The sequence below is a fragment of the Cohnella mopanensis genome, assembly GCF_022352055.1.
Taxonomy (GTDB): domain Bacteria; phylum Bacillota; class Bacilli; order Paenibacillales; family Paenibacillaceae; genus Cohnella; species Cohnella mopanensis.
The window spans coordinates 442,676-467,964 of sequence record NZ_JAKRWM010000004.1 but is presented as its reverse complement, the minus strand read 5'-3'; the positions used below and the strand labels follow the sequence as shown (position 1 = coordinate 467,964).

The 25,289-nt window shown below is 50.9% G+C and carries 28 protein-coding genes and 1 riboswitch; of the genes, 6 read left to right on the top strand and 22 right to left on the bottom strand.

The features are described from left to right. Nucleotides 1-4: 4 nt before the first annotated feature. From L3D05_RS09495 to upp, 4 genes are all read right to left on the bottom strand, one after another. A complete protein-coding gene (locus tag L3D05_RS09495) occupies nucleotides 5-409 on the bottom strand; it encodes an ATP synthase subunit I (protein ID WP_239615950.1) in 405 nt (134 codons plus the stop codon). Further along, the gene (locus L3D05_RS09490) at nucleotides 409-657 is read right to left on the bottom strand and encodes an AtpZ/AtpI family protein (protein ID WP_239615792.1); all 249 of its coding nucleotides are present in this window, start codon (nucleotides 655-657) and stop codon (nucleotides 409-411) included. Before L3D05_RS09490 ends, L3D05_RS09495 begins: the two co-directional genes overlap by 1 nt. Before the next feature lie 289 nt (nucleotides 658-946). Next, complete coding sequence (wecB, locus tag L3D05_RS09485) at nucleotides 947-2,068, bottom strand: non-hydrolyzing UDP-N-acetylglucosamine 2-epimerase (RefSeq protein WP_239615949.1); 1,122 nt, start codon at nucleotides 2,066-2,068, stop codon at nucleotides 947-949. 91 nt (nucleotides 2,069-2,159) lie between these two features. Next, nucleotides 2,160-2,789, bottom strand: a complete 630-nt coding sequence (upp, locus tag L3D05_RS09480) for a uracil phosphoribosyltransferase (protein WP_239615791.1) — start codon at nucleotides 2,787-2,789, stop codon at nucleotides 2,160-2,162. 224 nt (nucleotides 2,790-3,013) lie between these two features. On the opposite strand from upp, the gene L3D05_RS09475 reads away from it, so the two are divergent. Then, nucleotides 3,014-3,307, top strand: coding sequence for an LSm family protein (locus L3D05_RS09475; protein WP_239615790.1), 294 nt, complete (start codon nucleotides 3,014-3,016; stop codon nucleotides 3,305-3,307). 68 nt (nucleotides 3,308-3,375) lie between these two features. On the opposite strand, the gene glyA is transcribed toward L3D05_RS09475, so the two are convergent. The 7 genes from glyA to thrC form a co-directional block, all read right to left on the bottom strand. Continuing rightward, complete coding sequence (glyA, locus tag L3D05_RS09470; RefSeq protein WP_239615789.1) at nucleotides 3,376-4,626, bottom strand: serine hydroxymethyltransferase; 1,251 nt, start codon at nucleotides 4,624-4,626, stop codon at nucleotides 3,376-3,378. Between the two features lie 39 nt (nucleotides 4,627-4,665). Beyond that, nucleotides 4,666-5,268 carry a TIGR01440 family protein gene (locus tag L3D05_RS09465; protein WP_239615788.1) on the bottom strand — a complete coding sequence of 201 codons (603 nt, stop codon included), beginning with the start codon at nucleotides 5,266-5,268 and terminating at the stop codon, nucleotides 4,666-4,668. Between the two features lie 192 nt (nucleotides 5,269-5,460). Then, nucleotides 5,461-5,543: riboswitch (ZMP/ZTP riboswitch) on the bottom strand. 74 nt (nucleotides 5,544-5,617) lie between these two features. Next, the gene (locus L3D05_RS09460) at nucleotides 5,618-6,199 is read right to left on the bottom strand and encodes a low molecular weight protein arginine phosphatase (protein WP_239615787.1); all 582 of its coding nucleotides are present in this window, start codon (nucleotides 6,197-6,199) and stop codon (nucleotides 5,618-5,620) included. A gap of 30 nt (nucleotides 6,200-6,229) precedes the next feature. Beyond that, nucleotides 6,230-6,790 (bottom strand): manganese efflux pump MntP, encoded by a 561-nt coding sequence (locus tag L3D05_RS09455; RefSeq protein WP_239615786.1) that lies wholly within the window; start codon nucleotides 6,788-6,790, stop codon nucleotides 6,230-6,232. 135 nt (nucleotides 6,791-6,925) lie between these two features. Next, nucleotides 6,926-8,005, bottom strand: a complete 1,080-nt coding sequence (locus L3D05_RS09450; protein ID WP_239615785.1) for an L-threonylcarbamoyladenylate synthase — start codon at nucleotides 8,003-8,005, stop codon at nucleotides 6,926-6,928. A 73-nt stretch (nucleotides 8,006-8,078) separates the two neighbouring features. Next, nucleotides 8,079-8,753 (bottom strand): stage II sporulation protein R, encoded by a 675-nt coding sequence (locus tag L3D05_RS09445; protein ID WP_239615784.1) that lies wholly within the window; start codon nucleotides 8,751-8,753, stop codon nucleotides 8,079-8,081. A gap of 95 nt (nucleotides 8,754-8,848) precedes the next feature. Continuing rightward, the gene (thrC, locus tag L3D05_RS09440; RefSeq protein ID WP_239615783.1) at nucleotides 8,849-10,087 is read right to left on the bottom strand and encodes a threonine synthase; all 1,239 of its coding nucleotides are present in this window, start codon (nucleotides 10,085-10,087) and stop codon (nucleotides 8,849-8,851) included. A 141-nt stretch (nucleotides 10,088-10,228) separates the two neighbouring features. On the opposite strand from thrC, the gene L3D05_RS09435 reads away from it, so the two are divergent. Both L3D05_RS09435 and L3D05_RS09430 read left to right on the top strand, forming a co-directional pair. Next, nucleotides 10,229-11,176 carry a LysR family transcriptional regulator gene (locus L3D05_RS09435; RefSeq protein WP_239615782.1) on the top strand — a complete coding sequence of 316 codons (948 nt, stop codon included), beginning with the start codon at nucleotides 10,229-10,231 and terminating at the stop codon, nucleotides 11,174-11,176. Nucleotides 11,177-11,197: 21 nt separating this feature from the next. Then, on the top strand, nucleotides 11,198-11,551 hold the full coding sequence (locus L3D05_RS09430; RefSeq protein ID WP_239615781.1) for a hypothetical protein: 354 nt from the start codon (nucleotides 11,198-11,200) through the stop codon (nucleotides 11,549-11,551). 53 nt (nucleotides 11,552-11,604) lie between these two features. Here L3D05_RS09430 and prmC read toward each other — a convergent pair whose 3' ends face one another. The 5 genes from prmC to L3D05_RS09405 all read right to left on the bottom strand — a co-directional run bounded on the left by prmC (nucleotide 11,605) and on the right by L3D05_RS09405 (nucleotide 17,264). Then, nucleotides 11,605-12,507 carry a peptide chain release factor N(5)-glutamine methyltransferase gene (gene prmC / locus L3D05_RS09425; protein ID WP_239615780.1) on the bottom strand — a complete coding sequence of 301 codons (903 nt, stop codon included), beginning with the start codon at nucleotides 12,505-12,507 and terminating at the stop codon, nucleotides 11,605-11,607. A gap of 17 nt (nucleotides 12,508-12,524) precedes the next feature. Then, the gene (gene prfA / locus L3D05_RS09420; RefSeq protein ID WP_239615779.1) at nucleotides 12,525-13,598 is read right to left on the bottom strand and encodes a peptide chain release factor 1; all 1,074 of its coding nucleotides are present in this window, start codon (nucleotides 13,596-13,598) and stop codon (nucleotides 12,525-12,527) included. Between the two features lie 89 nt (nucleotides 13,599-13,687). Beyond that, a complete protein-coding gene (locus L3D05_RS09415) occupies nucleotides 13,688-14,806 on the bottom strand; it encodes a stalk domain-containing protein (protein WP_239615778.1) in 1,119 nt (372 codons plus the stop codon). A 162-nt stretch (nucleotides 14,807-14,968) separates the two neighbouring features. Next, the gene (gene ychF / locus L3D05_RS09410; RefSeq protein ID WP_239615777.1) at nucleotides 14,969-16,069 is read right to left on the bottom strand and encodes a redox-regulated ATPase YchF; all 1,101 of its coding nucleotides are present in this window, start codon (nucleotides 16,067-16,069) and stop codon (nucleotides 14,969-14,971) included. A gap of 307 nt (nucleotides 16,070-16,376) precedes the next feature. After that, nucleotides 16,377-17,264: a DUF6612 family protein gene (locus L3D05_RS09405; protein ID WP_239615776.1), complete on the bottom strand. Its 888-nt coding sequence runs from the start codon at nucleotides 17,262-17,264 to the stop codon at nucleotides 16,377-16,379. 74 nt (nucleotides 17,265-17,338) lie between these two features. Between L3D05_RS09405 and L3D05_RS09400 the strand changes: the two genes are divergently transcribed. Together L3D05_RS09400 and L3D05_RS09395 are read left to right on the top strand one after the other, a co-directional pair. Continuing rightward, nucleotides 17,339-17,482 carry a hypothetical protein gene (locus L3D05_RS09400; protein ID WP_239615775.1) on the top strand — a complete coding sequence of 48 codons (144 nt, stop codon included), beginning with the start codon at nucleotides 17,339-17,341 and terminating at the stop codon, nucleotides 17,480-17,482. A 329-nt stretch (nucleotides 17,483-17,811) separates the two neighbouring features. Then, the gene (locus L3D05_RS09395; RefSeq protein WP_239615774.1) at nucleotides 17,812-18,534 is read left to right on the top strand and encodes a hypothetical protein; all 723 of its coding nucleotides are present in this window, start codon (nucleotides 17,812-17,814) and stop codon (nucleotides 18,532-18,534) included. 68 nt (nucleotides 18,535-18,602) lie between these two features. On the opposite strand, the gene L3D05_RS09390 is transcribed toward L3D05_RS09395, so the two are convergent. From L3D05_RS09390 to L3D05_RS09370, 5 genes are all read right to left on the bottom strand, one after another. Continuing rightward, nucleotides 18,603-20,624 carry a YhgE/Pip domain-containing protein gene (locus L3D05_RS09390; protein WP_239615773.1) on the bottom strand — a complete coding sequence of 674 codons (2,022 nt, stop codon included), beginning with the start codon at nucleotides 20,622-20,624 and terminating at the stop codon, nucleotides 18,603-18,605. Nucleotides 20,625-20,710: 86 nt separating this feature from the next. After that, complete coding sequence (locus L3D05_RS09385; protein WP_239615772.1) at nucleotides 20,711-21,286, bottom strand: TetR/AcrR family transcriptional regulator; 576 nt, start codon at nucleotides 21,284-21,286, stop codon at nucleotides 20,711-20,713. A gap of 175 nt (nucleotides 21,287-21,461) precedes the next feature. Further along, nucleotides 21,462-21,773 carry a thioredoxin gene (gene trxA / locus L3D05_RS09380; protein ID WP_239615771.1) on the bottom strand — a complete coding sequence of 104 codons (312 nt, stop codon included), beginning with the start codon at nucleotides 21,771-21,773 and terminating at the stop codon, nucleotides 21,462-21,464. A 93-nt stretch (nucleotides 21,774-21,866) separates the two neighbouring features. Next, nucleotides 21,867-22,292, bottom strand: coding sequence for an RrF2 family transcriptional regulator (locus tag L3D05_RS09375; RefSeq protein WP_239615770.1), 426 nt, complete (start codon nucleotides 22,290-22,292; stop codon nucleotides 21,867-21,869). Nucleotides 22,293-22,394: 102 nt separating this feature from the next. Beyond that, nucleotides 22,395-23,174 (bottom strand): aldo/keto reductase, encoded by a 780-nt coding sequence (locus tag L3D05_RS09370; RefSeq protein ID WP_255807459.1) that lies wholly within the window; start codon nucleotides 23,172-23,174, stop codon nucleotides 22,395-22,397. 211 nt (nucleotides 23,175-23,385) lie between these two features. Between L3D05_RS09370 and L3D05_RS09365 the strand changes: the two genes are divergently transcribed. Then, nucleotides 23,386-24,021 (top strand): DsbA family oxidoreductase, encoded by a 636-nt coding sequence (locus L3D05_RS09365; protein WP_239615768.1) that lies wholly within the window; start codon nucleotides 23,386-23,388, stop codon nucleotides 24,019-24,021. Between the two features lie 66 nt (nucleotides 24,022-24,087). On the opposite strand, the gene L3D05_RS09360 is transcribed toward L3D05_RS09365, so the two are convergent. Continuing rightward, entirely contained in the window at nucleotides 24,088-25,206 is a 1,119-nt protein-coding gene (locus L3D05_RS09360; RefSeq protein WP_239615767.1) for an acyltransferase family protein, read from the bottom strand. Between the last annotated feature and the right edge of the window lie 83 nt (nucleotides 25,207-25,289).

Sequence of the window (25,289 nt, the reverse complement as noted above, 5' to 3'; positions counted from 1 at the left end):
GTTATCATTTTTCACCCCTTTCGTCAGTGGACTGTCCGTTCTGAAGACGGCGAATGGCGAACAAACCCAGTAACAGTGTCACCAACGGCAAAGCTAATATTCCTGCCGCCGTAGCCGGGAGATTAAAATCCATCACCCTAACGGAAACGATGGCAGCAGCTACCCCAATGGCTGCGCGGGATATGAAACCGAATCCCCTGCTTTTGATACCGGCGGCAGCTTGATTGCCGATGCGCGTCGCTTTCCAAGCCAAGTGGTAAGAGCTTAGCAATCCGCCGATCACACCGATCATGAATCCGCCGAAGATTGGCTTGTAATCCGGCCAAACGGCCAAACCAATGCAGCCAATGGACAAAAAAAAGAAAGTAATGCGCGTAGTACGTCTAAGCAAAGCAGGCAAATCGTCCATCACGGTCTTCCAGCCCCCGTATATTTCCGGATCAGCGCCACGGCCGACCCAATACCGGCTACCAGTCCGATCACTACTCCGGTTAAATACCCATAGCTAGTGCCATTCCGGTCATCATACACCGTTCCCAGCCACCAGCCGAGTCCGATGCATACCGCAAGCTCCACTCCCAAACCCGCAACAAGGCCAGCAGCCTTCCAAGGATTCTCGTCTTGAGGCAAATCAGGTTTACGTGGAGTTTCCGTCATGGATTTGTCGCTCCTTTGACGCTGCATGGGCAGTGAAAATCAGGCATAAGTAAGCCCTTTCTTCCCATGTTCCCGTTATATTGTATCGTTCGGCGATAACCTTTGTCAATTGATCGAAATTCAAACTTTATGTGAACAACACATTGACGAATCCTTATTTATCAAGTGTTCTCGGGCTTTCAAACCATACAGTTCCGCTGTACGCTGTACGTTCAAGCATCCACATCGGAATCCGTTGTTCGACAGCCTGCAAACCGTCCCATTTCTTCCATTACTTTCACCGAATAATTTACCGAGCAAAAGGTTCCGGACGAGCCGTTTTCTTAAAACTATGAAGGATTGCTTCAACGATCCGTCTCGATGCTTGTCCATCGCCATATGGATTCGCAGCTTGGCTCATCTGAGCATACAATTCTTGATCGCCCAACAATGCTCTAGTACGGTTATAGACATCGTCCTCTTCCGTACCGACAAGCTCTAACGTCCCCGCTTCGATACCTTCCGGCCGTTCTGTCGTATCGCGTAGCACAAGAACCGGTACTCCGTAGGAAGGCGCCTCCTCCTGCAACCCGCCCGAATCGGTTAGAATCAGATGCGTGTGCGGATAGAAATTGTGCAATTCAACAACATCCAGCGGATCGATAAGCTTAATGCGCGGGTGGTTGCCCAATATCTCCTGAGCCGGTTCTCTTACGGCCGGGCTAGGATGTACCGGATAGACGATCGCGATATCCTCGAACTCGTCGGCGATTCGTTTCACCGCTCGGAAAATCTGACGATGCGGCTCTCCTTGAGACTCGCGGCGATGAGCCGTCATGAGCACCAATCGCTTGCCTGATGCCCAGTCCAGTACAGGATGGGTAAAGTCGGGCTTCACCGTGTATTGGAACACGTCCGTAACGGTGTTTCCCGTAATGTAGATCTGTTCCTCGCTCTTGTTCTCCTTGCGTAGATTCCCCGCCGACCAATCGGTCGGAGCGAAATGCAAATCCGCGAGAACTCCCGTCAGTTGGCGGTTCATCTCCTCAGGATAAGGCGAAAGCTTATTCCAAGTCCGTAAGCCAGCTTCCACGTGGCCGACTTTGATCTGTTGCATGAAGGAAGCATAGCTCGCGAGGAAAGTCGTCAGCGTATCCCCATGCACCAGCACAAGATCGGGCTTAGCTTCTTTTAATACCGGCTCAAGTCCTTGTAGGACGCGAATGGTAATGTCGTTGAGAGTTTGGCTCGCTTGCATCACGTCCAGATCGTAATCGGGCTTAATGTCGAACACCTCTAGCACCTGATCCAGCATCTGGCGATGCTGGGCGGTTACGCAGACGATCGGATCGATCTGATCGGGATACTTCTGCAACTCCAAAATTAACGGGGCCATCTTGATCGCTTCAGGACGAACCCCGAATATGGTCATGACTTTGATTTTATCGCTCACGTCGGTTTTCTCTCCTTAAAAAGGTAGTTCAAAAAGTCATAGTTTAGCTTCTGACTTTTTGAACCGTATCTTACTTCGTTCCGTACAGACGGTCTCCGGCGTCGCCGAGACCCGGAACGATATAACCATGCTCATTCAACTTCTCATCTAAAGCCGCTAGATAGATATCGATATCAGGGTGTTGTTCCTGTACCGCTTTAACGCCTTCCGGAGCCGCGATCAAACACATCAGCTTCGTCGGACGGCATCCTTTGTTCTTAAGCATCGTGATCGCCGCGTTCGCCGAACCGCCCGTTGCGAGCATCGGATCGATGACGATCAATTCCCGTTCGGCAACGTCCGAAGGCAAGCTGCAATAATATTCGACCGGTTGCAGCGTTTCGTGGTCGCGGTATAAACCGATATGTCCGACTTTAGCCGACGGAATGATTTTCAATACACCGTCCACCATACCAAGCCCTGCGCGAAGAATCGGGATCAGGCCCATCATTCTGCCCGCGATAACTTTCCCCTCCGCCACTTGAACAGGCGTCTCTACTCTCACCGTAGAAAGCGGAACATCCCTCGTTATTTCGTAAGCCATTAGCATAGCCACTTCATCGACTAGCTCGCGGAATTGCTTTGTATTGGTCATTTTGTCGCGAATGAACGTGACTTTGTGTTGGATCAACGGATGATCGCATATGACGAGACGTCCCATTAGTTTCTACCCTTTCTTCTACGAACCGACAAGGCGCTTGTAAGCGGGCTTTCGGCCGTTATCCTATGTAGCTTGCCCGTACATTATATCATTGTCTCCGAATGGGTGCATAACATCCGTTAACGATCCTCGATTTTCGTCGAATGTTTCCCACTCGATCTGGAAAGACACCCATTGCTAGGCATTCGCATAACATATAAGAGATCTCTTTAGGAGGAATGTCCATGCAGGCCCGAACTACCGAAAGCCCTGCCCCAATCTATAAAGCGGATAGCCATTGGGCGGAACAAATTCGCAAAACCCGCCAGAAGCTCGCCGGCGTTTGCGGACAATGCATGAACCGTTCCGTCCGCGTACAAACGATTGATGGCCGTACGTACGAAGGCGTCGTCGTCGGCTCCGACCAGACTTATTTGCACCTCATGACCGGAGATGCCCGTTTTTTCGGCCCTTATGCCTCTAACGCCATCCTCACTTTGGTTCTGTTTGAATTGCTTGTCATCACATTATTAATCTAAGTCAACTAAGTCGTCACAAAATAAACCGGAACCCCCACACGGGTTCCGGTTTATTCGTTTATTCTATTTTAGTACGCCAAGTTCGGGTATAGCGGATATTGCGCAGTCAATTCTGCTACCAGTCCACGTGCTTTCTCAAGCGTTGCTTCGTCTTTCGGGTTTTTCAACGTCAAGGCGATGACTTTAGCGATCGTCTTCATCGCTTCAGGTCCCATGCCGCGAGTCGTGATTGCAGGAGTACCTATGCGAATTCCGCTTGTGATGAACGGGCTTGTCGGGTCGAAAGGAATCGCGTTTTTGTTAACGGTGATCGCAACGGAATCCAGAACATGCTCCGCTTCTTTACCCGTGATGTTCAGGTTGCGCGTATCGATCAGCATCAGGTGGTTATCCGTGCCTCCGGAAACAAGGTTCAGACCTTCAGCAACAAGCGCTTCCGCCAACGCTTTGGCATTCACTACGACATTGCGTGCATATTCCTTGAACGATGGCTGAAGAGCTTCGCCAAGAGCTACCGCTTTTGCGGCGATAATGTGCATGAGCGGACCGCCTTGCGTTCCCGGGAAGACGGCTTTATCGATCGCCGCAGCCCATGGTTGACGGCAAAGGATCATACCGCCGCGAGGACCGCGAAGGGTTTTGTGCGTTGTTGTCGTTACGAAATGCGCGTGCGGTACAGGGCTCGGATGCTCTCCACCGGCAACAAGGCCGGCGATGTGCGCCATGTCGACCATGAAGAGCGCGCCAACGTCGTTCGCGATTTTACCCATTTTTTCGAAATCGATCGTGCGCGGGTAAGCCGAAGCACCTGCAACAATCAGGCGAGGACGATGTTTGAATGCCGCTTTGCGAACTTCATCGTAATCGATCGTGAAGGTTTGATCGTCTACGCCGTAAGCAACGAAGTTATATAACAAACCAGATGCGTTCGCAGGGTTACCGTGAGTCAGATGTCCGCCATGCGCGAGGTTCATGCCTAGCACGGTATCGCCCGGCTTTAGCACAGCCAAATATACGGCCAAGTTGGCTTGAGCTCCGGAGTGAGGCTGAACGTTCGCATGCTCGGCTCCGAACAATTCCTTGGCGCGGTCGCGTGCGATTTGCTCGGGGATATCCACGTACTCGCATCCACCGTAGTAGCGTTTGCCCGGATAACCTTCCGCATATTTATTGGTTAATACGGTTCCCATCGTTTCTAGAACCGCTTCGCTTACGATATTTTCCGAAGCAATCAACTCGATGTTGTCTTGTTGGCGTTTCAATTCCAAATTAAGGGATTTGACGATTTCCGGATCTTGTTTGCGCAAATTTTCTAACATAGTAGTAAATCCTCCTAAATGTATATGATGGATATTTCATTAATCACAGGACGTCGGCGGAGCTTTGACTCCGGCAGTTCCACTGTCTTCCGTCGCTGTATAGACGGCACGCGCGCCACCGATCAATCTCGGACGAGTCATCGCCATATTCACTCTGGCTTGCCCGATCGAACGAATCGTCGGCCTTAAGGGTACGGCAACGGGGCGAAGGTGCATCCCGATCATCGTCTCTCCGATGTCGATGCCGGCATGAACTTGCACGGCCTCAACTAGGCAAGGCTCATTTAATTGACGATAGGCGTAGGCGGCCATTGATCCCCCTGCTTTCGGAACGGGAACGGCCGACACTTCGGTCCAGCCTTGCGCTTCCGCAATCTCTCGCTCGACGACAAGGGCGCGATTCAGGTGCTCGCAACATTGCCAAACGGCATGAAACCCAAGACGGGCCTGAGCCTTGCGGACGCCTTCGTAAATCTGCTCAGCTACTTTCTCGGTTCCTGAAGTGCCGATGCGATGACCTTGCACTTCGCTCGTGCTTACGCCCATGACGATAATATTTCCGGCGCGAACACCGCCCGTTACCGCCAGTTCTTCCAGCAACAGCTCGACTTGATCGGCTATGGATTGAGCATCCTGAGCCATGACAAAACCTCCTTGCAGCAAGCTCGAATGTCCCTCTAAAAGAAGTTCATAACCTCTCTAAGACAATACAGGTATTATACCTGAATCGGCCAAGCTCAAACAGTTCAGCTTCCCCGTGTGGGTAAAGACTCCCGGATTATCGCCTCCCATGACGAAAAAAGACAAAAAAGAGCAGACGTGCTTCCGCACGTTGCTCTTTGCCCAGGCGACCGGCCGTCATTCCGATGCTCCACCGTGGTATGCTCCACTTGTCGTCGCCAGTTACATCGGAACCTTGAAGTTGTAAGTTAATCATACCTAACGAAGCGCCAAAAATCAATCCTGTTCTTTTACGCTCGAAGCCCCGATATTAGCTATCCCTATCGAGCTTCTCAACGAGCGTCATCAGAATGTCTTCCATCTCGTCGGCGCACTGCTCATATACGGATAATGGGCCTCCGAACGGATCGGCGATATCGAAGTCAGGAATTCTGCGTTGAAGTTCGAACAAGCGCGCGCGCTCTTCCGGAGTCAGGTTCTGGCCTAACGTCTGTCTGACTTGCCATTCCGAATACAGCCTCTCCGCTTCCGCCACATCATCCATGACGGGATCTCCGCGTAAAGCGTATTCTTTAAGCGTGTATGTTTTGGACAGCGCTTCTGGAAACCGTTCCAGGATCGCCCTCTTATGGCCGGAAGTCATCGTGAGAATTAGATTCGCCCAGACTACCTGGTCCGCGGACAACATGCTGGATCGGTCAGGTAACGCCAAGTTCCGTTTTCTAAGCGCGGCTGCTGCATTCGGGGAAATCGGAAGTCCTTCAGCGGTAGCAACTCCGGCCGAACGAATTTCTAGCGGTTTCCCGTTTCGAGCGGCTAAATCCCTAAGCATCGCTTCGGCCATCGGACTTCGGCAAGTATTTCCTGTGCATACGATCAGAACCCTGTTCATTTGCTCCCCCCGCATTTCTGGATGTAACCTTTATATTAGAAATAATAGACCAAACGCGAACAAAATAACACCGCCAAGCGCTTCTCCAAATTCTCCTAGGGATCTACTTGCATGCCGCCCTATCAGCAACCCCATTACGCTCATCAGACCCCCGAAAAACCCGAACATCAGAACGGTCAAAAGAACATTGGTAGAGAACATCCCTAAAGACACCCCTACGGAAAACGAATCGATACTCACGCTGAAAGAAAATACGAGCATTCCCAACGAGGTACGATGATCAATCGAGTCTACCGTTCCCCCGCGAAGAGAGCTATACACCATATGCCCTCCGAGCAGAAGAAGTAACGCTCCCGCAACGGATGTCGCGATTCCCCCCAGCAATCCGCTCACATATTGTCCCGTCATCATCCCGCCAAGCGGCATCAGCACGTGAAAGAGGGCAATAATCATGCTCAACTTCAAAATATCGTAAAGCCGGACCCCTTTCAAGCCAATCCCGACTCCCAAAGAAAAGGCGTCCATGCCCAAAGCGATCGCCATCACGAGTATGGTTAACAATTGTCCGTATGACGCGGACACATCGAACATTGCTTGTCCCCCCTAGTGCAACTTTCGAGGCCAATTTGCGCGCTCGAATAGCTGTTAACCTGCTCTCATCCTTGTCCTCTTCCAACATATGCGGACAAGTGGGGGAACATGCAAGTGGGGGAGGGTGACCCTTCGTTAGTCGACCGTTATTTCGTGGCCACCGGCTGCTTTGCGCAATCGATTCATTAGCGCCGCTCCAATTCCCTCTTCAGGGTATCCCTCGGCCACGATGTAATCTATGCCACGTTCGTCGCATTCGCGCAAGAGAGCATATAGGGAATGCGCAGCCGTCTCAGGAGCGTGATAAGGCCCGCTTACTAATATGGCTTCGGCATGATAGCTTGCAGAATGCTCCTCACAACAGATGATCGCTACGTGCCGACCGCTCGCGGCCGCTTGATCGCCTTTCCTCTGTACGGCGGCTGCCAGCTTCTCCATCGGGCCCGTAATGAGTATCATTTCTCCTTTAGGCGCGTAATGAGCATACTTAACCCCGGGAGAACGAGGAGCCAGCTCTACCGAAGCAGTTGACTCAGAACCGGACGATTCCCGATCGTTCGGCGGCGAGATCTCCACGGTCGAGCCGATGATAGACTGTATTTGTTCTCTCGTTACTCCTCCCGGCCGCAGAATGTGAACCTTTCTTCCAACGACTCGGATAACCGTCGATTCTAATCCGACGCCGGTTGCTCCGCCATCTAGCACTCCGTCAATTCTACCATTCAGGTCTTCCAGTACATGGCTCGCCTGCGTAGGACTAGGACGACCGGAGCGATTAGCGCTTGGCGCCGCGATCGGACACCCCGACTGCTCGATCAACAGCCTTGCAAGCTCATGCTCGGGTACTCTGACGGCTACCGTATCTAAACCAGCCGTAACCAGAGGCGAAACGGCACCCTCGCGTACCGGCAGCACCAAAGTCAGCGGTCCAGGCCAGAAAGCTTCCATTAGAGCTTCTTCGACTTCATTCACATGCTCCGCTAGGCTGTAGACTTCCTTTTTATTCGCGAGATGCACGATAAGAGGATTGTCCGATGGCCGCCCTTTGGCCGTGAAAATCCGTTCAACCGCAGCAGTACTTCGCGCATTCCCGCCAAGCCCATATACCGTCTCCGTCGGGAATGCAATAACGCCGCCAGCGGCAATTGCCGCGGCGGCCTCCATAACTCCGAGCTGCGCTTGCTGCGCAGGCCAATATTTCGTCAATACGTTCATGTTGTGTGCCATCCTCGCGATCCTTAACTTGCAGACAGCTGATCTGCCTCATTTCCGTTATTATACCACACCCTCAAGAGAACAAAGCCGCGATGAACGCAAACAGCTTCTGAAGCAGCTCCCAGAGGAAGAACTTCGCTTTCGGCTCCGCTCCTTCCGAGGAATCATTCGCCGCCTTGCCTGTTGCGGATAGCGATTTAATATCGCCTGCCGGAGTTAGATCCTCCTTGGCCGTAGCTGCCGTTAAGCATAATGGCGGGAATAACACGCACCACCAATTTTTACCGCTTCCTTGCCCGAGCGTAATGCGAAGTGCCTCGTAATCACCCGCAGCGTACTTCTCCCCGTCGAACACTTTCTCGGGAAAAGGTACTTTAGCGAGCTCAACCTTAGCTCCGTAGGGCACGCCTGCTTCAAGCAACAAGGCGTCTACCCGTTTCTGGATTTTCGGCAAACGCTTCTGAATCAAACGATACGCTTCATCATAGGTGTCAGGCATGCCGCCCCAAGTTTGAATGTATGCTGCGACATCGTCGCGCACATTATTTTTAAGGGATTGATCCGATTTTCCGTCAGAGTTGGCGATAATGCGAATACGAATAGCGTCTTCAGGAATCAGCTTGTCGGTGCTAGCGGAAGCATTCCGTCCGATAAGCGTGGAAATTCCGATCAGGAATATGAATCCGATAATAATCCATTTACTCGCTTGATAGAATAGGGATGACAGGGAATGATGGCTAATACGCATAGATTCTCGCTCCTTGATGCACCCGTCGGTGCAGCGCTATGCGTTCCGGAACGTCTTAGCCATCATTATGTCCGGATTTTGATTCTATAAACCTATCAAATCAAACTCTTCACGGATTCAAGAGAAAGTTGGGAGGATAGGATTCGATTATTAATGCCAGTGCGGCGTAACACATCGGTATCTTTCAATAAATTACCTGTAAGAATACATACGGCCGATTCCTCTGTTCCGATAATTCGCTCTGCCAGAAGCTTACGAAGTCCCGCAACCGTCGCGGCCGATGCCGGTTCGCAGCCGATGCCGCTCCGGTCGATTAACGATTTGGCTTCGAGGATCTCCTCGTCCGTTACGGAACAAGTAACGCCTGAGCTGCTTGCTAGAAATTGTCTCGCTTTTTTCCAACTGGGGGGATTCCCGATATTCATAGCCGATGCAATCGTCGATGGCCGTTTAACCGGCACAAGCTCTTGCTCTCCCTGCGATATCAGCTTGTGAAAAGGACTTGCGCCTTCCGCTTGAACGAGCGCTATCCGAGGCAGTCTCTTAATAAACCCTAGCTCCCGAAGATCATGCAATCCTTTGCCTAATGCAGTAACATTGCTGAGCGCTCCTCCGGGGATAACGATCCAATCGGGCATTTCCCAGCGCAAGCTCTGAGCGATCTCGAACACGATGCTCTTCTGTCCTTCGATCCGGAAGGGATTAATCGAATTGCAGATATACCATCCTAATTCCTCGCCATACCGCTCATAGAAGCGGATCCCGTCATCGTATGTTCCGTCGAACTCGATGACCTTTGCCCCGTATGCCAACGTTTGAAGTACCTTGTTCATCGAGATTTGATCGCTCGGAACCAGAGCGACAGATTCAGAGCCTGCCAATGCCGCATACATCGCCAACGAAGAGGAAGTATTCCCAGTCGACGTGCAAGTAAAGCGGCTAAACCCGAGCGAACGCCCATGGGAAACCGCGACGGTCATCCCGTTATCCTTGAACGAGCCGCTCGGATTCTCGCTTTGCGCTTTAAGCCATATCTCGCGAATGCCTAACGATTGCCGAATCTGCTCGGAGCGATATAATCCGGTATTCCCCTCGTATTTAGTTACGATATATTCATCCGGCAGCTCTGGATGGATCAGTTCCTTATAGCGCCACACCCCGCTCGCGTAGGGGCCGGTGCGTTCCGAAAGCCTTTGTTGGAATTCGCACTTAAGCTTATCCGCGTCTACATTCGCGAAATCATGAACAACCTCTAACAACCCCCCGCACGAACATTGATATTCTACGGTCGATTGCGACATTTCCTTACCGCAGCCATAACATACGATTCTCATGAGAAATCCCCGCCTATTCTAGAAATGAGTTGCCTGTATTTTTGTTGTAAGTTTAGAATAGGAGAGAGTCATTAATAGATCAAATATATTAAAATTTGATTATCATAAATTTATGTTATGAATTGGATCGGAGAGAGGAATATGTTGAACCTTCACGCCATGCGTCTATTCCATCATGTGGCGAAGCTGGGAAGCGTCACGAAGGCAGCAGATCAGCTAAGAATTAGTCAGCCCGCCGTCACTTCGCAGATCAAGAAATTAGAGCGCGAGCTGGGACTGAAGCTGCTATCTTCTCAAGGCAGGGGAATCCTTCTGACGGACGTCGGCTCCAAGCTCGCCGAGGAAACGGCGAGGCTGTTTGCTCTAGAGCGAAATATCGAGGAGACTCTCGAGGAATATAAGCTTGGAAACACGGGGCGGCTTCAAATCGCAGCCACTTATCTGCCGGCCAATTTCCTATTACCCCATTGGATCGCTAGCTACAAGCGCCAATACCCCGGCATCGACGTGCAATTCACGACCACCAGCTCGGTTAATGCCGTCCAATTACTTCTTCATTACGAAGCCGACATTGCCTTCATCGGGGGAGTTCAACAATCGCATCCCCATCTGGAAAAAACGTTATGGCGCGAAGACGAAATGTGGTTTGTGGCCCATAAGGATCATAGATTGGCAGCCCAGAAAACCGTTCTTGCGGAAGTGGTCAAAGAAGCGTTCGTTTATCGCGAGAAAGGTAGTTTCTCGCGAGAACAGCTGCTTTCCTTATGTCGAATCCATCAACTGGATGCGCCCGAAGTAGGACTGCAAATGAATGGCTTTAGCGAGTTAATTCGTGTCGTGTCGGATGGGTACGGCATCGCTTTTCTCTCCGCGGCCGAAGCCCGGGATGAAGTAGACAGGGGAACATTGCGTAGAATTTACGTCACCGACGTTAAACAGACTAATCCTGTCTGCCTCTATCACCGCAGGGAGCCCCTGCAGCCTTCCGCTCGTCGCTTTCTTGAGTTGCGGGAGGGGGATGGACGTTTAATTCCGCCCTATGCTACCATACAGTTAGATCCGGAAGCACCGGTCAATCCTGACTTTTGATACGGGCGAGGAGGCCAGAACGTGGAAGAACCGATTTTGCACAAGATTCTGGATGTTGTGACTGGGCTTCAGACAGACATGAGCGAGATGAAACAAGACATACGGGCATTGAAAGAAGATGTAAGCGAGCTGAAAGAAGATGTCAGTCAGATTAATGCCCGGACCGAGCGATTAGAACAACGCATGGACATGACGTTCGATACCGTTGGCAAGATCAAAGAAGATGTCACTGACCTCAAAACAGATGTTGCCGAGATCAAGGTAGAAGTTACCGATTCTAAGCATAAACAAGAAAGACACGAGCTTCTTTTAGGTGAAATTGCCAAATCTCTTCTGGAACAAACCGCAAGGAATCGGCTTCCCAAGCCGATTTAGCTCTCAAAATAAGAAGACCGCATTATCCGATAACGGATGCTGCGGTCTTCTATTTATTTTACGGCTATGACATGCCTGTCGATCCCCGCATAGTCTTTCACGTAACGGATCTCGTCCCAATCCGCTGCTAGGCGAAGAAACTCTGCCACATCCGCTGCTTGTCCGGCTCCGACTTCCCACGCCACGATCCGCGGGAGCTTCTTCAACCGCGCTAACTGAGTAGCCATGATTCGATAAGGATTCAAGCCATCCTCCCCGCCATCCAACGCGAGTCGAGGCTCATGGTCGCGAACCTCCCGCTGCAGCCCGGAAATATCCGAAGATGGGATATACGGGGGATTAGAAACGAAAATATCGATGCCGGGATGCCCGTTATCGTCCAAGAAAGGCGTTAGCAAGTCTCCTTGAACGAAGGTAATACGAGATGCGACTTCATGTTTGCCCGCATTACGCTTCGCCATTCTAAGCGCATCTTCCGAAAGATCGGATGCGAGCACCTGCCACTGCGGACGCTCCTTCGCCAACGTCACCGCGAGAATGCCACTCCCCGTCCCAACGTCCAGCACCACGGGAGCTATCGCGGATGGCGAAGCCCATAATCGATCGGCGATCTCAAGCACCGCTTCAGCTAGCAATTCCGTCTCCGGGCGCGGTATGAGCACCGCCTCAGACACCTTGAACGCTCTACCGTAAAAGTGTTGCTCCCCGATTAAATACTGAACGGGCACTCCCAGAGCCCTGCGCCCTAGAAGTTCGTTCCATGCCCCCATCTTCCCATCCGGAAAAGGGTCGCGCCAATCCCGCAACAACGCCGCCTTGCTTAGTCCGAGCAAATAAAGAAGAAGAAGCTCCGCATCAGCGTCCGCTTCTTCGACTCCGGCTTGCCGTAATTGTTCCGCTCCCTGGCGCCAAGCATCGCTTAACGTCAAAGGCTTCGGCTTGCTTTCCAAGCTCACGCCAAGCGCCCCCTTGCTTACTTCATCTGTTCGCGTTCCAGTATTTCCGCCTGCTCCGCAAGCGTCAATGCTTGAACGATCTCTTCCATATCGCCGTTAAGCACATACTCAAGACGGTGAATGGTTAAACCGATCCGATGATCCGTTACCCGGCTTTGAGGGAAGTTATACGTACGAATCCGCTCACTGCGGTCGCCCGTACCAATCTTCTCGCGACGCTCGCCGGAATATTTTTCTTCTTCCTCTTGGCGTCTAACATCCATGATCCGAGTGCGCAATACTTGCAACGCCTTATCCTTGTTATCGTTCTGCGATTTACCGTCTTGGCAAGTCGCTACGATCCCCGTCGGCACATGAGTTACGCGAACCGCCGATTTCGTCGTATTAACGGACTGTCCGCCCGCTCCGCTGGAACAGAACGTATCTACGCGGATGTCTTTGTCATGAATGACGATGTCTACTTCTTCCGCTTCGGGCATTACGACGACCGTAGAGGTGGAAGTATGAATACGTCCGCCGGATTCTGTCTCCGGAACCCGTTGAACGCGGTGCGCTCCGCTTTCATACTTCATTTTGCGATAAGCATCCGAACCGCTAACCGTGAAGATAACCTCTTTGAACCCGCCAAGATCGCTCACGCTGGATTCCAGCATCTCCGTGCGCCAGCCTTGGCTGTCCGCGAACTTGGCATACATGCGATAGAGTTCCGCCGCGAATAAGTTGGCTTCTTCTCCGCCGGCCGCTCCGCGGATTTCCACGATAATATCCTTGCCATCGTTCGGATCTTTAGGCAATAGGAGAAAACGAACCAGCTCTTCGAGCTCGGTACGTCGACCATCGAGTTCTTCGATCTCCAACTTCACCATCTCGCGCATCTCGTCGTCCAGTTTATCTTCTTGCATCGCTTTGGCATCCTGCAATTGCGTTAACACTTGCTTGTATTCTTCATAAGCGCGGTATGCTTCCTCAAGTCCGGACTGCTCCTTGGCATAAGTCCGTAACCGCGTCGAATCGCTTACCACGTCAGGATCGCTTAATAACTCGTTAAGCTTCTCATATCGATCCGCAAGGATTTGCAGACGGTCTAACACTGTTCCTCATCCTCCGTTGCCTGTATTGTGAATTATTATACCACAATCAAGCCGATCCGTGCGGGACAGGAATAATCAATGACCATCGCCTATTTCCGAATGAAAAACCCGACCAAAGCTTTCGATTCCGGATCGAATACGAGCTTCAATGGTCCTATTAACGTATCTTGATCGGTGTTGTACATCACTTCAACAAGCTTGCCGTTAGCGGCTTTGATCTCTTCCAGTTTGTTCTTCTGTTCATCCGGCGTATTCAACAGTCGAATGTCCTTGGAATCAATGACCGTCACTTGCGCCTCGTCCTTCTTGGTCGTCAAGTGAATCTTCTCGCCGTCGGGAACGCTCTTCCACGCTAACTCCCGGTATTCTTGGATTTCCACAGGAGCGAGTTGCCCGTTGTCCGACAACACGACAAGATAATGCAGCGGGCTTTGAGGAGGAATGCTCTTCGTCGTGAACGGTCCATAGTAAGCACGAACCTTGTCCCCTGTTTTGAGGCTTTCGAACGCTACCGATTCCCCTTGAGCCGTCATTACGCTTGTTTCTTTGCCCGCAGTCAACTTAAGCGTCGGAACGGCAACTCCACTTTTCGTCTCTCCGAAAATAATCTGCCAGCCATCTTTCGTCTTCTCGACCGATTGAATGACATCTTCCTTCACTAGTGATTCGCCGCTAACAACAATGCGATGAGCGTGCGATTGCCCGGGATAACTCATGGCAACAATCGGTCCGAATTCGGCAGTCAAGCGCATACCTGCCTTAAGGTCCCCTGCCGCCACGGGTTTGCCATCCTTATCCGTCAATTCCGTATCCTTGTCCGCGAACAGAATCATCCACCGGTCGTCGCCTTTTCCGAGCAATTCGATCCGATAGCTCCCATCTTGCGCCTTGCTTACGTCCACAATGACGCCCATCATTCTCATATACTGCACGGCTTGTTCATCCTTCGCCTTAAGCTCGATTTCTTTGCCTTTCGAGTTCCAGTTCAAGCTGTAACCGAGCGCTCCCGCGACATCGCGGGCCGGCAAATAAGCTTTACCGTCAATGTAGACCGGATGAAGATCTGTATCTTTTCCGTCTACGGAGACGGACACCTCTTTATTCAACACGCCAGCAACCTTGCTGACTAATCCGCTAGCGCCGACAGCCGCGCTCGTTCCAAGCAGACCCACTGCTGTAGCCAGGATAAATAGCTTTTTCTTATACATGTAAGTTACCCCTTTCCGAATTTTTGCCTGATCATGGCTGGAAATTATTACTTCTTGCTTATTCAGTGTCTCAGACGACTTGTGCCTCAGAAAGGTTACAGCAACGACAAAAAAAGCAACCCGGCAGGATCCTCTCTGCTAAGTTGCTTCCTTGGATCATTTTTATACGTTGAAAAGGAAATGCATCACGTCGCCGTCCGCAACCACGTACTCTTTGCCTTCCAGACGCGTAAGCCCTTTTTCTTTGGCTGCTTTCATCGAACCGCTGGTCGTCAGGTCCTCATAAGATACGACTTCAGCACGGATGAATCCCCGTTCGAAGTCGGTATGAATAACTGCCGCCGCTTGCGGCGCTTTCGTTCCTTTGCGGATGGTCCAAGCGCGAACCTCTTGCACGCCCGCCGTAAAATAGGTGTATAAGCCAAGCAGCTTATACGAAGCGCGGATCAAGCGATCCAGACCTGACTCGGTCAAGCCAAGCTCTTCGAAGAAAAGCTCCTTGTCCTCGCCTTCAAGCTCGGCGATCTCCGATTCCACTTTAGCGCTAATGAATACGACTTCGGAGCCTTCCGCTGCCGCGAACTCGCGAACCTTCTGTACGTAAGGGTTGCCGTCGGCATTCGCCGCTTCGCTCTCGCTTACGTTCGCCGCGTATAGCACCGGTTTAATCGTGAGCAAATGCAGATCGCGAATAAGCAGCTTCTCTTCATTGGATAGCTCCACGCTTCTAGCCGGCTTCTCGGCGGTTAACGCCTCATGCATGCGTTGGAGAACCTCAAGCTCTTCGGCTACTTTCTTGTCGCCGCCCTTAAGGCCTTTGCGCGTCCGTTCCATCCGCTTCTCTACCGAATCGATATCGGTAAGGATAAGTTCCAGATTAATGACTTCGATATCGTTGATCGGATCGATTTTACCGGAGACGTGCGTAATGTTCTCATCCTGAAAACAGCGAACGACATGAACGATCGCATCGACTTCGCGAATGTTAGCCAAAAATTTATTGCCAAGCCCTTCTCCGCGGCTTGCACCCTTAACTAATCCGGCAATGTCCACGAATTCGAACGCGGTAGGAACGATCCGGTTCGGATTCACGATATCTGCGAGCTTCTGTAGACGCGCATCCGGTACTTCAACGACTCCAACGTTCGGATCGATGGTGCAGAACGGATAGTTGGCCATCTCCGCTCCCGCTTGGGTAATTGCATTAAACAAGGTCGACTTGCCTACGTTGGGAAGTCCGACAATTCCGCACGATAATGCCATGATCTAACACTCCTGATTTCTTGCGATCGCCGCCTCAAGTTCATCTCCGGCCCGATCGTCAAGCTGTTCAATTCTCACGCCATTATAACGGATGTATAGGGGAACGTCCACCGCTAGTCGCCATAAGTCGCATATCCCTTCTTTTTTTGACGTTATCCCCTTCGCTCAGAAAAGCCTAAGGCTCTGCATCCTCTTTTACGTTATCCCCTTCGTTCAGGAACCCATCGAAATTTCCGCTCACCAATATGCCCAGTGATCAAAGACCCATTCCTGAGTGAAAGGGATAGCGTCAAAGCTGCTCCCAGCATCACTCCAACCCAAGCTCCTTGCCGAGCTCATCCGGATCCAAAGCCGCTTGCGCCTCTTTAGGTACCGTTATCGCGGCGGTAACATTGTGTTTGCTATAGGTGCCTGCTAACGTTTGGTTAACTGTCGATTTCACTCCCGGCTCCAGCTCGATGTTCATATCCGACTCGATCCGGTAAGACAAAGGCCAGTATTGCTCGGCATCCAGAGTTACGATTACTTTAAGCTTCAGAACCTCGATACTCTTAACGATTTCCGTCTGCTCGACGGAGATGCCCAGAGTACTCTTGGAAAGTTCGGTCAGGAAAGCCGATGCTTCCGGACCGACTCCTTCGTAACGCACGGTTACTACTTTGCCATCCCGTTCAGCCTTTAAGGACTCCCCTAATTTTTGGACGCTGGCCAATGCCTGTTCAGGGTTTACCTGATAATCGGATAGCGTCGCAACATTCTCCGCCGCTACGTCCTTGGACAGCTTGCTCCACTCCTCGTATTCCGGGAGATACATATAATAGGCATCCGGCACGACGACGGCGCGTAAGGTCGACTTTTCCCCGTCAATCACGCTTTTGATCGTTTGATCGAGCTTGAGCGGATTCCGTTCAGCTCGGCCCTGCATGTCGATCTCTACGCGAGTGCTCCCTCCTTTCTCTCCCCCGTCCAGTTCCTGTTTCATTTGTAGCTGAAAGCCGTACTTATTCATTTTCAACGCAGCTGCCCTTCCTTTAATTAACCATTCCTCCGCGGAATCCGGCGTGCCTTCAGATACGGATGGCGGGCTTGCCGATGGCGAAGGCACCGATTCGCTTCGCGAACATGCTACTAGGCTGAGCAGGCTGAGCAAGATCGTGAGCATCCATACGAATGCACGTTGATTGCGGTTTACCATAATGAAAGAACCTCCTTGCGGATAACGTTAAAGGCGATTGCGCACAATGACGACGTAGAGAGGAGGGAGACCCCATGGAAAACAAATCGCACAAAGGCAACTACAAAGGAACTACGAACATGAAAGCAAAAAACCAAGACATGGCGTTCGTCAACGACACGCTGGAGCCAACCAAATCCGTCGCTCCCGTGCCTTCCATAAGGAAGGAAACGGATTAATCGCCCCTACCCAAGCAGCCTCTCCCAAAAGCAGCCCGGATTCGCAGGCAACCACCCCATGAGGGCGGCCTGCAAATCCGGGCTGCTTTTTCTTATGAACCGTCCTCTTCCTTATGCTACCCATTCTTGGGCGAGTGAACCCGTTAACGCTAACCTTTCACCCACGCATCCGAATCGTTGGCCTGCTCCAATGTCAGGGTGTCCGTGTACCGCTTCCGACTCTACTTCATTGAACCTTAAGAATAAAAGTCAAATCTCATCATTTTCCACCGGAACATCTTCGCGACTTCTGCGTCTAACTAATTACATCACTGCAAGGAGGAATTTACGTGCGTAGAATGACCCCGCTATTGAGTGCGGCTATTCTCGCTCTCCTGTTGTCTGGCTGCGGATCCGCTTCCAATAAAAACGGAGCAACCGATGCTCCTAAAGCTTTTCCATCCGCCGGTTCATCCCTCGGGATTGAAACTACAGTCAATACGGGAAGCGAGTCACCTGCTCCAACTGAGCTCGTTCCATCCAATACTCAAACACCCGATTCATCCAACGTCCCGGATGCCAAGCTAGAAACGGTCGCCCGAGAGGTTGTAGAATATTTGCGGGAAAGAGACTTAACTTCTCTAACCCCACTAATCGATTCGGAGCTTGGCTTGCGATTTTCACCGTACCCCCATATCAATACCCAAACAGACCTCGTCTTCCAAGCCGATGCTCTCCCTGATTTTAAAGACACGACGAAACAACTCTGGGGGACTTATGATGGCAGAGGAGACCCGATCGAGCTCTCGTTCCGGGACTACTTCGAGCAATTCGTATATAACAAGGATTTCGGAAATGCCCCTAACGTAAGCTTCAATAAAATCATCAGCAAAGGGAATATCGTGTTTAATGGAACAGAGGCATATCCGGGAGCGTCTTTCGTGGAGTTCCATTATCCAGGCTTCGATAAAAGCTTAGAAGGAACGGATTGGCAGAGCTTGATTCTCGTCTTCGTATCCAAGAACGACGAATGGAAGCTTGCCGCGATCGCGCACGGGCAGTGGGCGGTCTAACAGCTGATTATAAAAAGGTTGAGCCGGAGGAATGATCCTCGGCTCAACCTTTTTTACTCTGTCTAGCGTTATGCGGTTAACGCATGATCTTGGTCACGCGATCCCGTATATTCTTTGCGATAGGCCATGACGAAATAAGTCAGAGTCATCGCCATGAACAAGCCCGCGAAGCCGAGCAAGACCCATACATTATCCCACACGTAGGAATACTCTCCGCTGGATACGACAGCCTTAAGACCGGATACCGAGTAAGTCATCGGGAACCATAGGCTCGCTTTCTGCAGCCAATTCGGAATTAATTCCAGCGGGAATGTTCCTGCCGAGCTCGTCAGTTGGAAAATGAGGATCACGATCGCGATAAATCTACCTGGATGCTGAAGCACAGTAACCAAGAACTGAATAAGCGCCATGAACGTAATACTCGTTACTATCGTAAATAAGAAGAATAGTGGTAAGCTCTGCACTTCTAATCCTAACCCGTATAGCAGGACCAGATCGGCGATTATTGCCTGCACCGCGCCTATGAACACCATAGTAAGAAGTTTCCCTACGAACCAGCTCCAACCGCTCGTCGGCTTAATCGCAGGTTCCTTTACCGTATAGACGATCGTCAAGAGCAAAGCTCCAACGAACAAGCCTAACGAGAGGAAGTAAGGGGCGAACCCCGTTCCGTAATTCGGTACTTCAGTGGATTTGACGACGTCAAGATCTACCGGACTGGCGAACATATCGACGAAGGAGTCCCCTGCATTGAGGCCTGCGGTTTTCTCGGCAGCCTCGCTCAACTTGCTGGACAATTCGCCCGTTCCGTCCGTCAGCTTCAATAACCCTGCCGTCATTTCCTGGGCACCTACATCCAACTTACCCGAACCATCGACTAATACGTTAACGCCTTGAGACAAACTGCCAAGCCCTTGATTCAACTCCGTCGTACCCTTGTGCAGTTGTCCGGCCCCCGCAGCCACTTTCACGCTTGCCGCGCTAGCCTTATCTAATTGATTGCCGAACTGTACCAATCCGTCAGCAAGCTGCTCCGCTCCACCGTTTAGTTTAGTCGCACCCGCCAACAGTTGCTCCTGACCGACCTTAGCCTCTCCGATTCCGCCGGCAACCTGCTTGCTTGCCATAATCAACTGTTGGAATGCGGCATCTTCTTTCAATTCGGGATGGGCATTCACATATTGCTCAAGTCCATCGGCAACGCTTTTCGCGCCGGCTTCCAGCTTCACCGCGCCCTCTGCCGACTGCGACAGCCCGGCTTTCAGTTGGGACGCTCCCTGCTTCGCTTGCAAGGCACCTTGCTCCAATTTGCCGCCGGCATCCGACAATTGCGACAATCCGTCCGCGAGCGACCCGCTGCCTTGCGCTAACTCGGAGGCGCCTTTGTCCAGCTTCGCGCTTCCGGCAATCAGCTTATCCACGCCGCCTTGCATCGTTAGAGAACCGGATGCCAGATTGCTCAGGTTTTCCGCGATTAACGTTGCTCCGTCCTTGGCTTTATCCGTACCCGACGCAATTTCGCTAGCGCCATTGCTCGCTTGATTCAATCCATCGGCAAGCGTTTGTACCTGATCCATTACCGTGTGAGTATAAGCTTTGGTTACTTCTTTATTAAGCTCCGATTTCATTTTCTCGATAGCCGTGTTTCCGATTTGAGCAGCAAGGAAATTGTAGCTCTCGTTCGGCATGAATACGATCTGCGCAGGCGTTGGTTGCTCCGATGTGAGCGTCGTCGTCTTCTCCGAGAAATCTTCAGGAATCTCGATGGCCATATAATACGTATTGTCTTTCAATCCCGCTTGCGCCGCCGCCTTATCTACGAAGCTGTAGTGAAAGTTATTACCTTCCTTAAGCTTCTCGACGAAATCGTCCCCAATATGCAGCGTTTCGCCTTCGAAAACCATCCCTTGATCCGAATTAACGACCGCAACCGGTAAATCATCCATTTTCCCATACGGGTCCCAGAAAGCTCCTAGGAACATTGCTGCGTACAATACCGGAACCGTCAATACCGCAATTACCGGAATTAACACCTTCTTATTGCGGCCAATGCCCGCCATTTCTTTCACGAATTGCTTAATTCCTTTCATCTCCTACACCCCTATACGTTATGACTACTTTGTTCATTTGGTCATTTTAGAGCAAAAAAAGCGGACTACCCTTAGACCTTAGCCAACTACCCCTCGGCCAATCCGCGCATTAAGTACAGTTGGAATAGCTCCGTAATTTTCTCCTTCTCCAGCGGAGAATGGGAATGCTGCCACTCCGACGCCAAAGCCAAGTAAAGCTTGAACATGACGAATGCCGTCACCTCAGGATCGCAAATCTTCAGTTCCCGCTTATCGATCGCCGTCTGAATCTTGACTTGAATGTAACTGAGAATCGCGCCTTCCAGCTTGTTCAAGCCTTCGAGAGCTTTAGGCGTTCCCATGTCCCTTACTTCGTGAGCCATCTTCATCGCGAGCTGGTGCTTCTCCCGAAAATCGAGAATTTTGTACAAAATCCGGTTAAGATTATCGAAGAAGGAACGATTCGCGTCATATTCCCCGTCAGCCACCAGTTTCATCTCTTGAATCAATCGATTCATGATCTCGTCGAACAGCTCTTCCTTGTTAGAGAAAAAAGTATAGATCGTCCCTTTGCCCACATTAGCAAGCTTAGCTACCTGATCCATCGTTGTTGCTTTATATCCGAACAAGGCGAACGATTTAGATGCCGCATCTACGATAAGTTTTCTCCGATCCACGGACAACTTCACCACTCCTTCCCTCTAAAACTGACTATATGACTATATTTCATTTTTGGTCACTCGGTCAATAAGAAGATTATCATGATTTCATTCCATTTGCAACAGGTTACCAACAGAAAACATAAAAAAAGCACCGCGAACGTCTCGAAAGACGGTTTACGGCGCTCTTCTCTTATGCTTACATGTGGTTCTGGATTTTCGCTTTCAGGGACTCTTTGCTTTGCAAGCCGACAAGCTTGTCAACCGGTTGGCCGTCCTTGAACAGGATCAGCGTCGGAATGCTCATAACGCCGAATTGGCTAGCGAGCTCAGGCTCTTCGTCAACGTTGACTTTCGCGATCGTCGCCGTGCCTTTCAATTCTTCGGAAAGCTCTTCCACGATCGGAAGCTGCATTTTGCAAGGTCCGCACCAAGGGGCCCAGAAATCAAGCAAGGATACGCCTTGCGCTACGTTCTCAGTGAAATTGTCTTTCGTAATTGCAACTGCCATAGAACATCTCTCCTATCGTAAGTGGAATAATGGATTAAACCTATGATGATCGGGCACATCAATACCCGCTCCACCCCATGCCATACTTGTCCTCTAAGCTCGAGCCTTAGCCGTAAGCCTAGATAACATCGATCCGATCGTAATCGATTCGAAATAAGACTCCAACTGCTGATCCGCTCCGCAGAACACGGCATTCATGACGTCCGCCATATTCGAACCCACCAAGCAATCCGACTCAGGATCCCCGCTGCACCAGCTTGGCGCTAATGAGCCTGAAGCCATAGCCCTATAGACATCGGCCAGAGTCACTTCGCTCGGTTCCTGGGATAAACGGTAACCGCCCCCGGAGCCTTCCCGCGTATCCACGAATCCGTTCTTACGCAGGCAACTCATTACCTTGCGGACGCGAACGGGGTTAGTACAAACGTTGGATGCGATCTCCTCGCTCGAAGCCATCCCATCGGGTCGATGTGCCAGAAGCACAAGGCTGTGTACAGCTATGACGAATTCACTGTTCATGCACTTAGCCTCCCTGATGATTACTGTAATAATATCAATTACAGTTGTTGTTGTCAAGGGGCAACACGTTATGTAGTATTTCAATTCCGGCGTGCTTTTATGCTAGAAATTGAAGTGGTCCGGATCCGCGCCGAAGCGATGATTCTCATTCAACGCATCGATACGCACCATATCTTCCGGCTCCAGCGCGAAATCGTACAACTGGGAGTTCTCGACGATCCGGCTTTCCCGTACCGACTTCGGAATCGTTACTACGCCTAGCTGCAAATGCCATCTGAGAACAATCTGCGCCGGGGTTTTACCATACTTTGTTGCTAATTCATCGATCAATGGCAGCTCTAGCCGCCCCTGCATAAGCGGACGCCACGATTCCAACTGGATGCCCTCCTTGCGGCAGAAGGCGAACAGCTTCTTCTGCGTGAGAAGCGGATGCATCTCCACTTGATTAACCATCGGTTTGATCCGGCAGCTTCCCATCAAGTCGTCGAGATGATGGATATGGAAATTGCTAACGCCGATCGCGCGGACGAGCCCTTGGTCGTACAACTCCTCCAGTGCGCGGTAAGTTTCTTTATATTTACCCGCAACCGGCCAATGAATCAAATATAAATCCGCATAATCCGTATCTAGCCGCTCAAGGCTGCTTCGGAATGCTTTAAGCGTAGTATCGTAGCCTTGCTCGGCGTTCCAAACCTTGGTCGTAACGAAAATTTGCTCTCGCGGAAGGCCGGAAGCTCGAATGGCGCGGCCTACCCCCTGCTCATTCTCATACATCGAAGCCGTATCAATGCTTCGGTAGCCCGACTTCAAAGCGGCAAGCACGGCACTCTCCGTTTCTTGCCCATCTTTGGCGCGCCACACGCCGAGTCCAAGGCGCGGCATTTCTATGCCGTTCAACAATTCCACCGTCGAGTCTATATTTAATGGCACTTTAGAACCTCCTCTATACGCCCGTTTATCTTTTTCACATTTTACCATGATCGCTAAGGTTCAAAAAGCCAGGCTTCCGTTCCTCTACAAACATTGAATGCCGCCACTCAGTCTGCCATACTAAGAACACAGATGATTGACAACGAAGGAGAGGGAACGACGAATGAAAATCGATGTCTATTCCGATATGGTGTGCCCTTGGTGCCGGATCGGCAAAAAAAATATGAGCGACGCGATCGAGACGTGGCTAGAACAAACCGGTCAAACGGTTGAAGTAAGTTATCACGCCTATCAACTGGATCCTACTTTGCCGCCGGATGGCCTGCCTTTCAACAGCGTAATGGAGAAAAAAATGGGAGGAGCCGAACGCTTCCGGCCGATGCTGCAGCGGGTTACCGAAGCGGGAGCCGCCGTAGACGTAACCTTCAACTTCGACAAAGTCGAACGCATGCCGAATACCGTGCTGGCGCATCGGATTACGGCAATGCTTCCCGAAGAGGACGAGGTTTACTGGATCGATGCGGTTATGAAAGCTTATTTCGAGGATGGAAAAGATATCGCGAAGCTTGACGTCCTTCTAGAGATTGCCGCGGAATTGGGCCTCGATGCCGAAGAAGCGAAACGACTGCTGGATGAAGGTCAAGGCCTCGATACCGTCGAGCAAGACATGGAATCGGCCAAAGCCATCGGCATTACCGGAGTTCCGTTCTTCATAATCAACAACAAATACGCGCTTTCCGGCGCTTACCCGTCCGCCCAATTTATCGAGGCGTTCAAGAAAATCTCTCAAGAAAGCTAATCCGACCAATGAAAATGATAAGGGCCTTTAAGCGAGCTTCTTCCTTCGCTTAAAGGCCCTTTTTCGTTAAACCACTTTTCTCACGCCAGGTATTCGCCTGATCGACCAAGCAATCGCGAAACAAAGCGGCACGACTATACAGGAGGCGAGAACGAACTTAAGCAGTGGATGCCAAACTAGATGCCGAAGACCATAGCTAACGAAGGTCAATACGATCGCGTGGATAATGTAGACAAGAAGAGCGTTGTTGGACAACCACAAGAACGACCCTGTAGGAGACTGATTCCAGCGTTTGTGAAACCATGCCAGCAACACGTACGACAACCCAATCCCCAATATCGGATCAACCGCCGAATAGAACGCCGATTGCCATGTGAGACCTCCCTCGAATGATGAGGTGCCTTCACTTAATGCCCCTCCTACAATAAAGCCGATCGGTAGGCTAATAATCAGAAGGATCGAAACGACTCTCCACCTCCGAAACAGGCTCTCGGATAAGCTCTCAAGCCATTTCCCGCGATAAGCGGCAATGCCTCCCATGAATAAACCAATGTAAGCAGGAAAATAGGCTAATTGTAAGGATAAAACCGTTTCCCCCACAGGGATAACCATACGAACGAGATAGTTGGCAATAATAACGGCCGCGAGATAACCCACGATGATTCTGGATGTCAGCGGAAACGGATGCCCTAGGCTTCTTCCTCTCGTTAACCCTCTGAAGCAGGCATAACCAGCGGAAAACAAAAGAAGCGTGACAAGATACCACAATGGCCCTGCATGGAATTCCGTCAGTCCAAGAAACGGATGAGCCATTACCTTTGTCGCGAAGTAGTCCCCTATCGATCCGTTATAACCCGTGGCAACATACCTCAGTAAAGGATCCGCAACTATCATAAATACAAGAATAGGAATACCTAACCGGATCAGCCTATCTCTCATAAACCGAATTCCCTTCTTGCGGTCATAAGAAGCTGGCGTCATATACCCGGAAATAAAGAAGAACAAGCCCATAAAAAAAGATTGGTTCACTATCGTAAAAAGGGACAGCAGCACATCGATCAGATCATTGTCGTGTTGTTCGTAATAATACCAGCTCCCAGCTCCCCCATATGTAATGGCCGCATGATGAAGGATAACCAATACGGTCATAAACAGCTTCAGCCGATCCAAGTAATAAATTCGCATGTCCGATCCCCGTCTCTCTAGCTTTTCTTTAACGGTAGCATGGCTCTATCTTCCCTTTCACCGAAAAGATCGGATGCGGTCGC

Excerpts from the sequence above, each read along its gene's own strand:
- L3D05_RS09495 (WP_239615950.1), bottom strand. The coding sequence starts at position 409 with ATGGACGATTTGCCTGCTTTGCTTAGACGTACTACGCGCATTACTTTC.
- L3D05_RS09490 (WP_239615792.1), bottom strand. The coding sequence starts at position 657 with ATGACGGAAACTCCACGTAAACCTGATTTGCCTCAAGACGAGAATCCT.
- wecB (WP_239615949.1), bottom strand. The coding sequence starts at position 2,068 with ATGACCATATTCGGGGTTCGTCCTGAAGCGATCAAGATGGCCCCGTTA.
- upp (WP_239615791.1), bottom strand. The coding sequence starts at position 2,789 with ATGGGACGTCTCGTCATATGCGATCATCCGTTGATCCAACACAAAGTC.
- L3D05_RS09475 (WP_239615790.1), top strand. The coding sequence starts at position 3,014 with ATGCAGGCCCGAACTACCGAAAGCCCTGCCCCAATCTATAAAGCGGAT.
- glyA (WP_239615789.1), bottom strand. The coding sequence starts at position 4,626 with ATGTTAGAAAATTTGCGCAAACAAGATCCGGAAATCGTCAAATCCCTT.
- L3D05_RS09465 (WP_239615788.1), bottom strand. The coding sequence starts at position 5,268 with ATGGCTCAGGATGCTCAATCCATAGCCGATCAAGTCGAGCTGTTGCTG.
- L3D05_RS09460 (WP_239615787.1), bottom strand. The coding sequence starts at position 6,199 with ATGAACAGGGTTCTGATCGTATGCACAGGAAATACTTGCCGAAGTCCG.
- L3D05_RS09455 (WP_239615786.1), bottom strand. The coding sequence starts at position 6,790 with ATGTTCGATGTGTCCGCGTCATACGGACAATTGTTAACCATACTCGTG.
- L3D05_RS09450 (WP_239615785.1), bottom strand. The coding sequence starts at position 8,005 with ATGAACGTATTGACGAAATATTGGCCTGCGCAGCAAGCGCAGCTCGGA.
- L3D05_RS09445 (WP_239615784.1), bottom strand. The coding sequence starts at position 8,753 with ATGCGTATTAGCCATCATTCCCTGTCATCCCTATTCTATCAAGCGAGT.
- thrC (WP_239615783.1), bottom strand. The coding sequence starts at position 10,087 with ATGAGAATCGTATGTTATGGCTGCGGTAAGGAAATGTCGCAATCGACC.
- L3D05_RS09435 (WP_239615782.1), top strand. The coding sequence starts at position 10,229 with ATGTTGAACCTTCACGCCATGCGTCTATTCCATCATGTGGCGAAGCTG.
- L3D05_RS09415 (WP_239615778.1), bottom strand. The coding sequence starts at position 14,806 with ATGTATAAGAAAAAGCTATTTATCCTGGCTACAGCAGTGGGTCTGCTT.
- ychF (WP_239615777.1), bottom strand. The coding sequence starts at position 16,069 with ATGGCATTATCGTGCGGAATTGTCGGACTTCCCAACGTAGGCAAGTCG.
- L3D05_RS09405 (WP_239615776.1), bottom strand. The coding sequence starts at position 17,264 with ATGGTAAACCGCAATCAACGTGCATTCGTATGGATGCTCACGATCTTG.
- L3D05_RS09400 (WP_239615775.1), top strand. The coding sequence starts at position 17,339 with ATGGAAAACAAATCGCACAAAGGCAACTACAAAGGAACTACGAACATG.
- L3D05_RS09390 (WP_239615773.1), bottom strand. The coding sequence starts at position 20,624 with ATGAAAGGAATTAAGCAATTCGTGAAAGAAATGGCGGGCATTGGCCGC.
- trxA (WP_239615771.1), bottom strand. The coding sequence starts at position 21,773 with ATGGCAGTTGCAATTACGAAAGACAATTTCACTGAGAACGTAGCGCAA.
- L3D05_RS09375 (WP_239615770.1), bottom strand. The coding sequence starts at position 22,292 with ATGAACAGTGAATTCGTCATAGCTGTACACAGCCTTGTGCTTCTGGCA.
- L3D05_RS09370 (WP_255807459.1), bottom strand. The coding sequence starts at position 23,174 with ATGCCGCGCCTTGGACTCGGCGTGTGGCGCGCCAAAGATGGGCAAGAA.
- L3D05_RS09365 (WP_239615768.1), top strand. The coding sequence starts at position 23,386 with ATGAAAATCGATGTCTATTCCGATATGGTGTGCCCTTGGTGCCGGATC.
- L3D05_RS09360 (WP_239615767.1), bottom strand. The coding sequence starts at position 25,206 with ATGCGAATTTATTACTTGGATCGGCTGAAGCTGTTTATGACCGTATTG.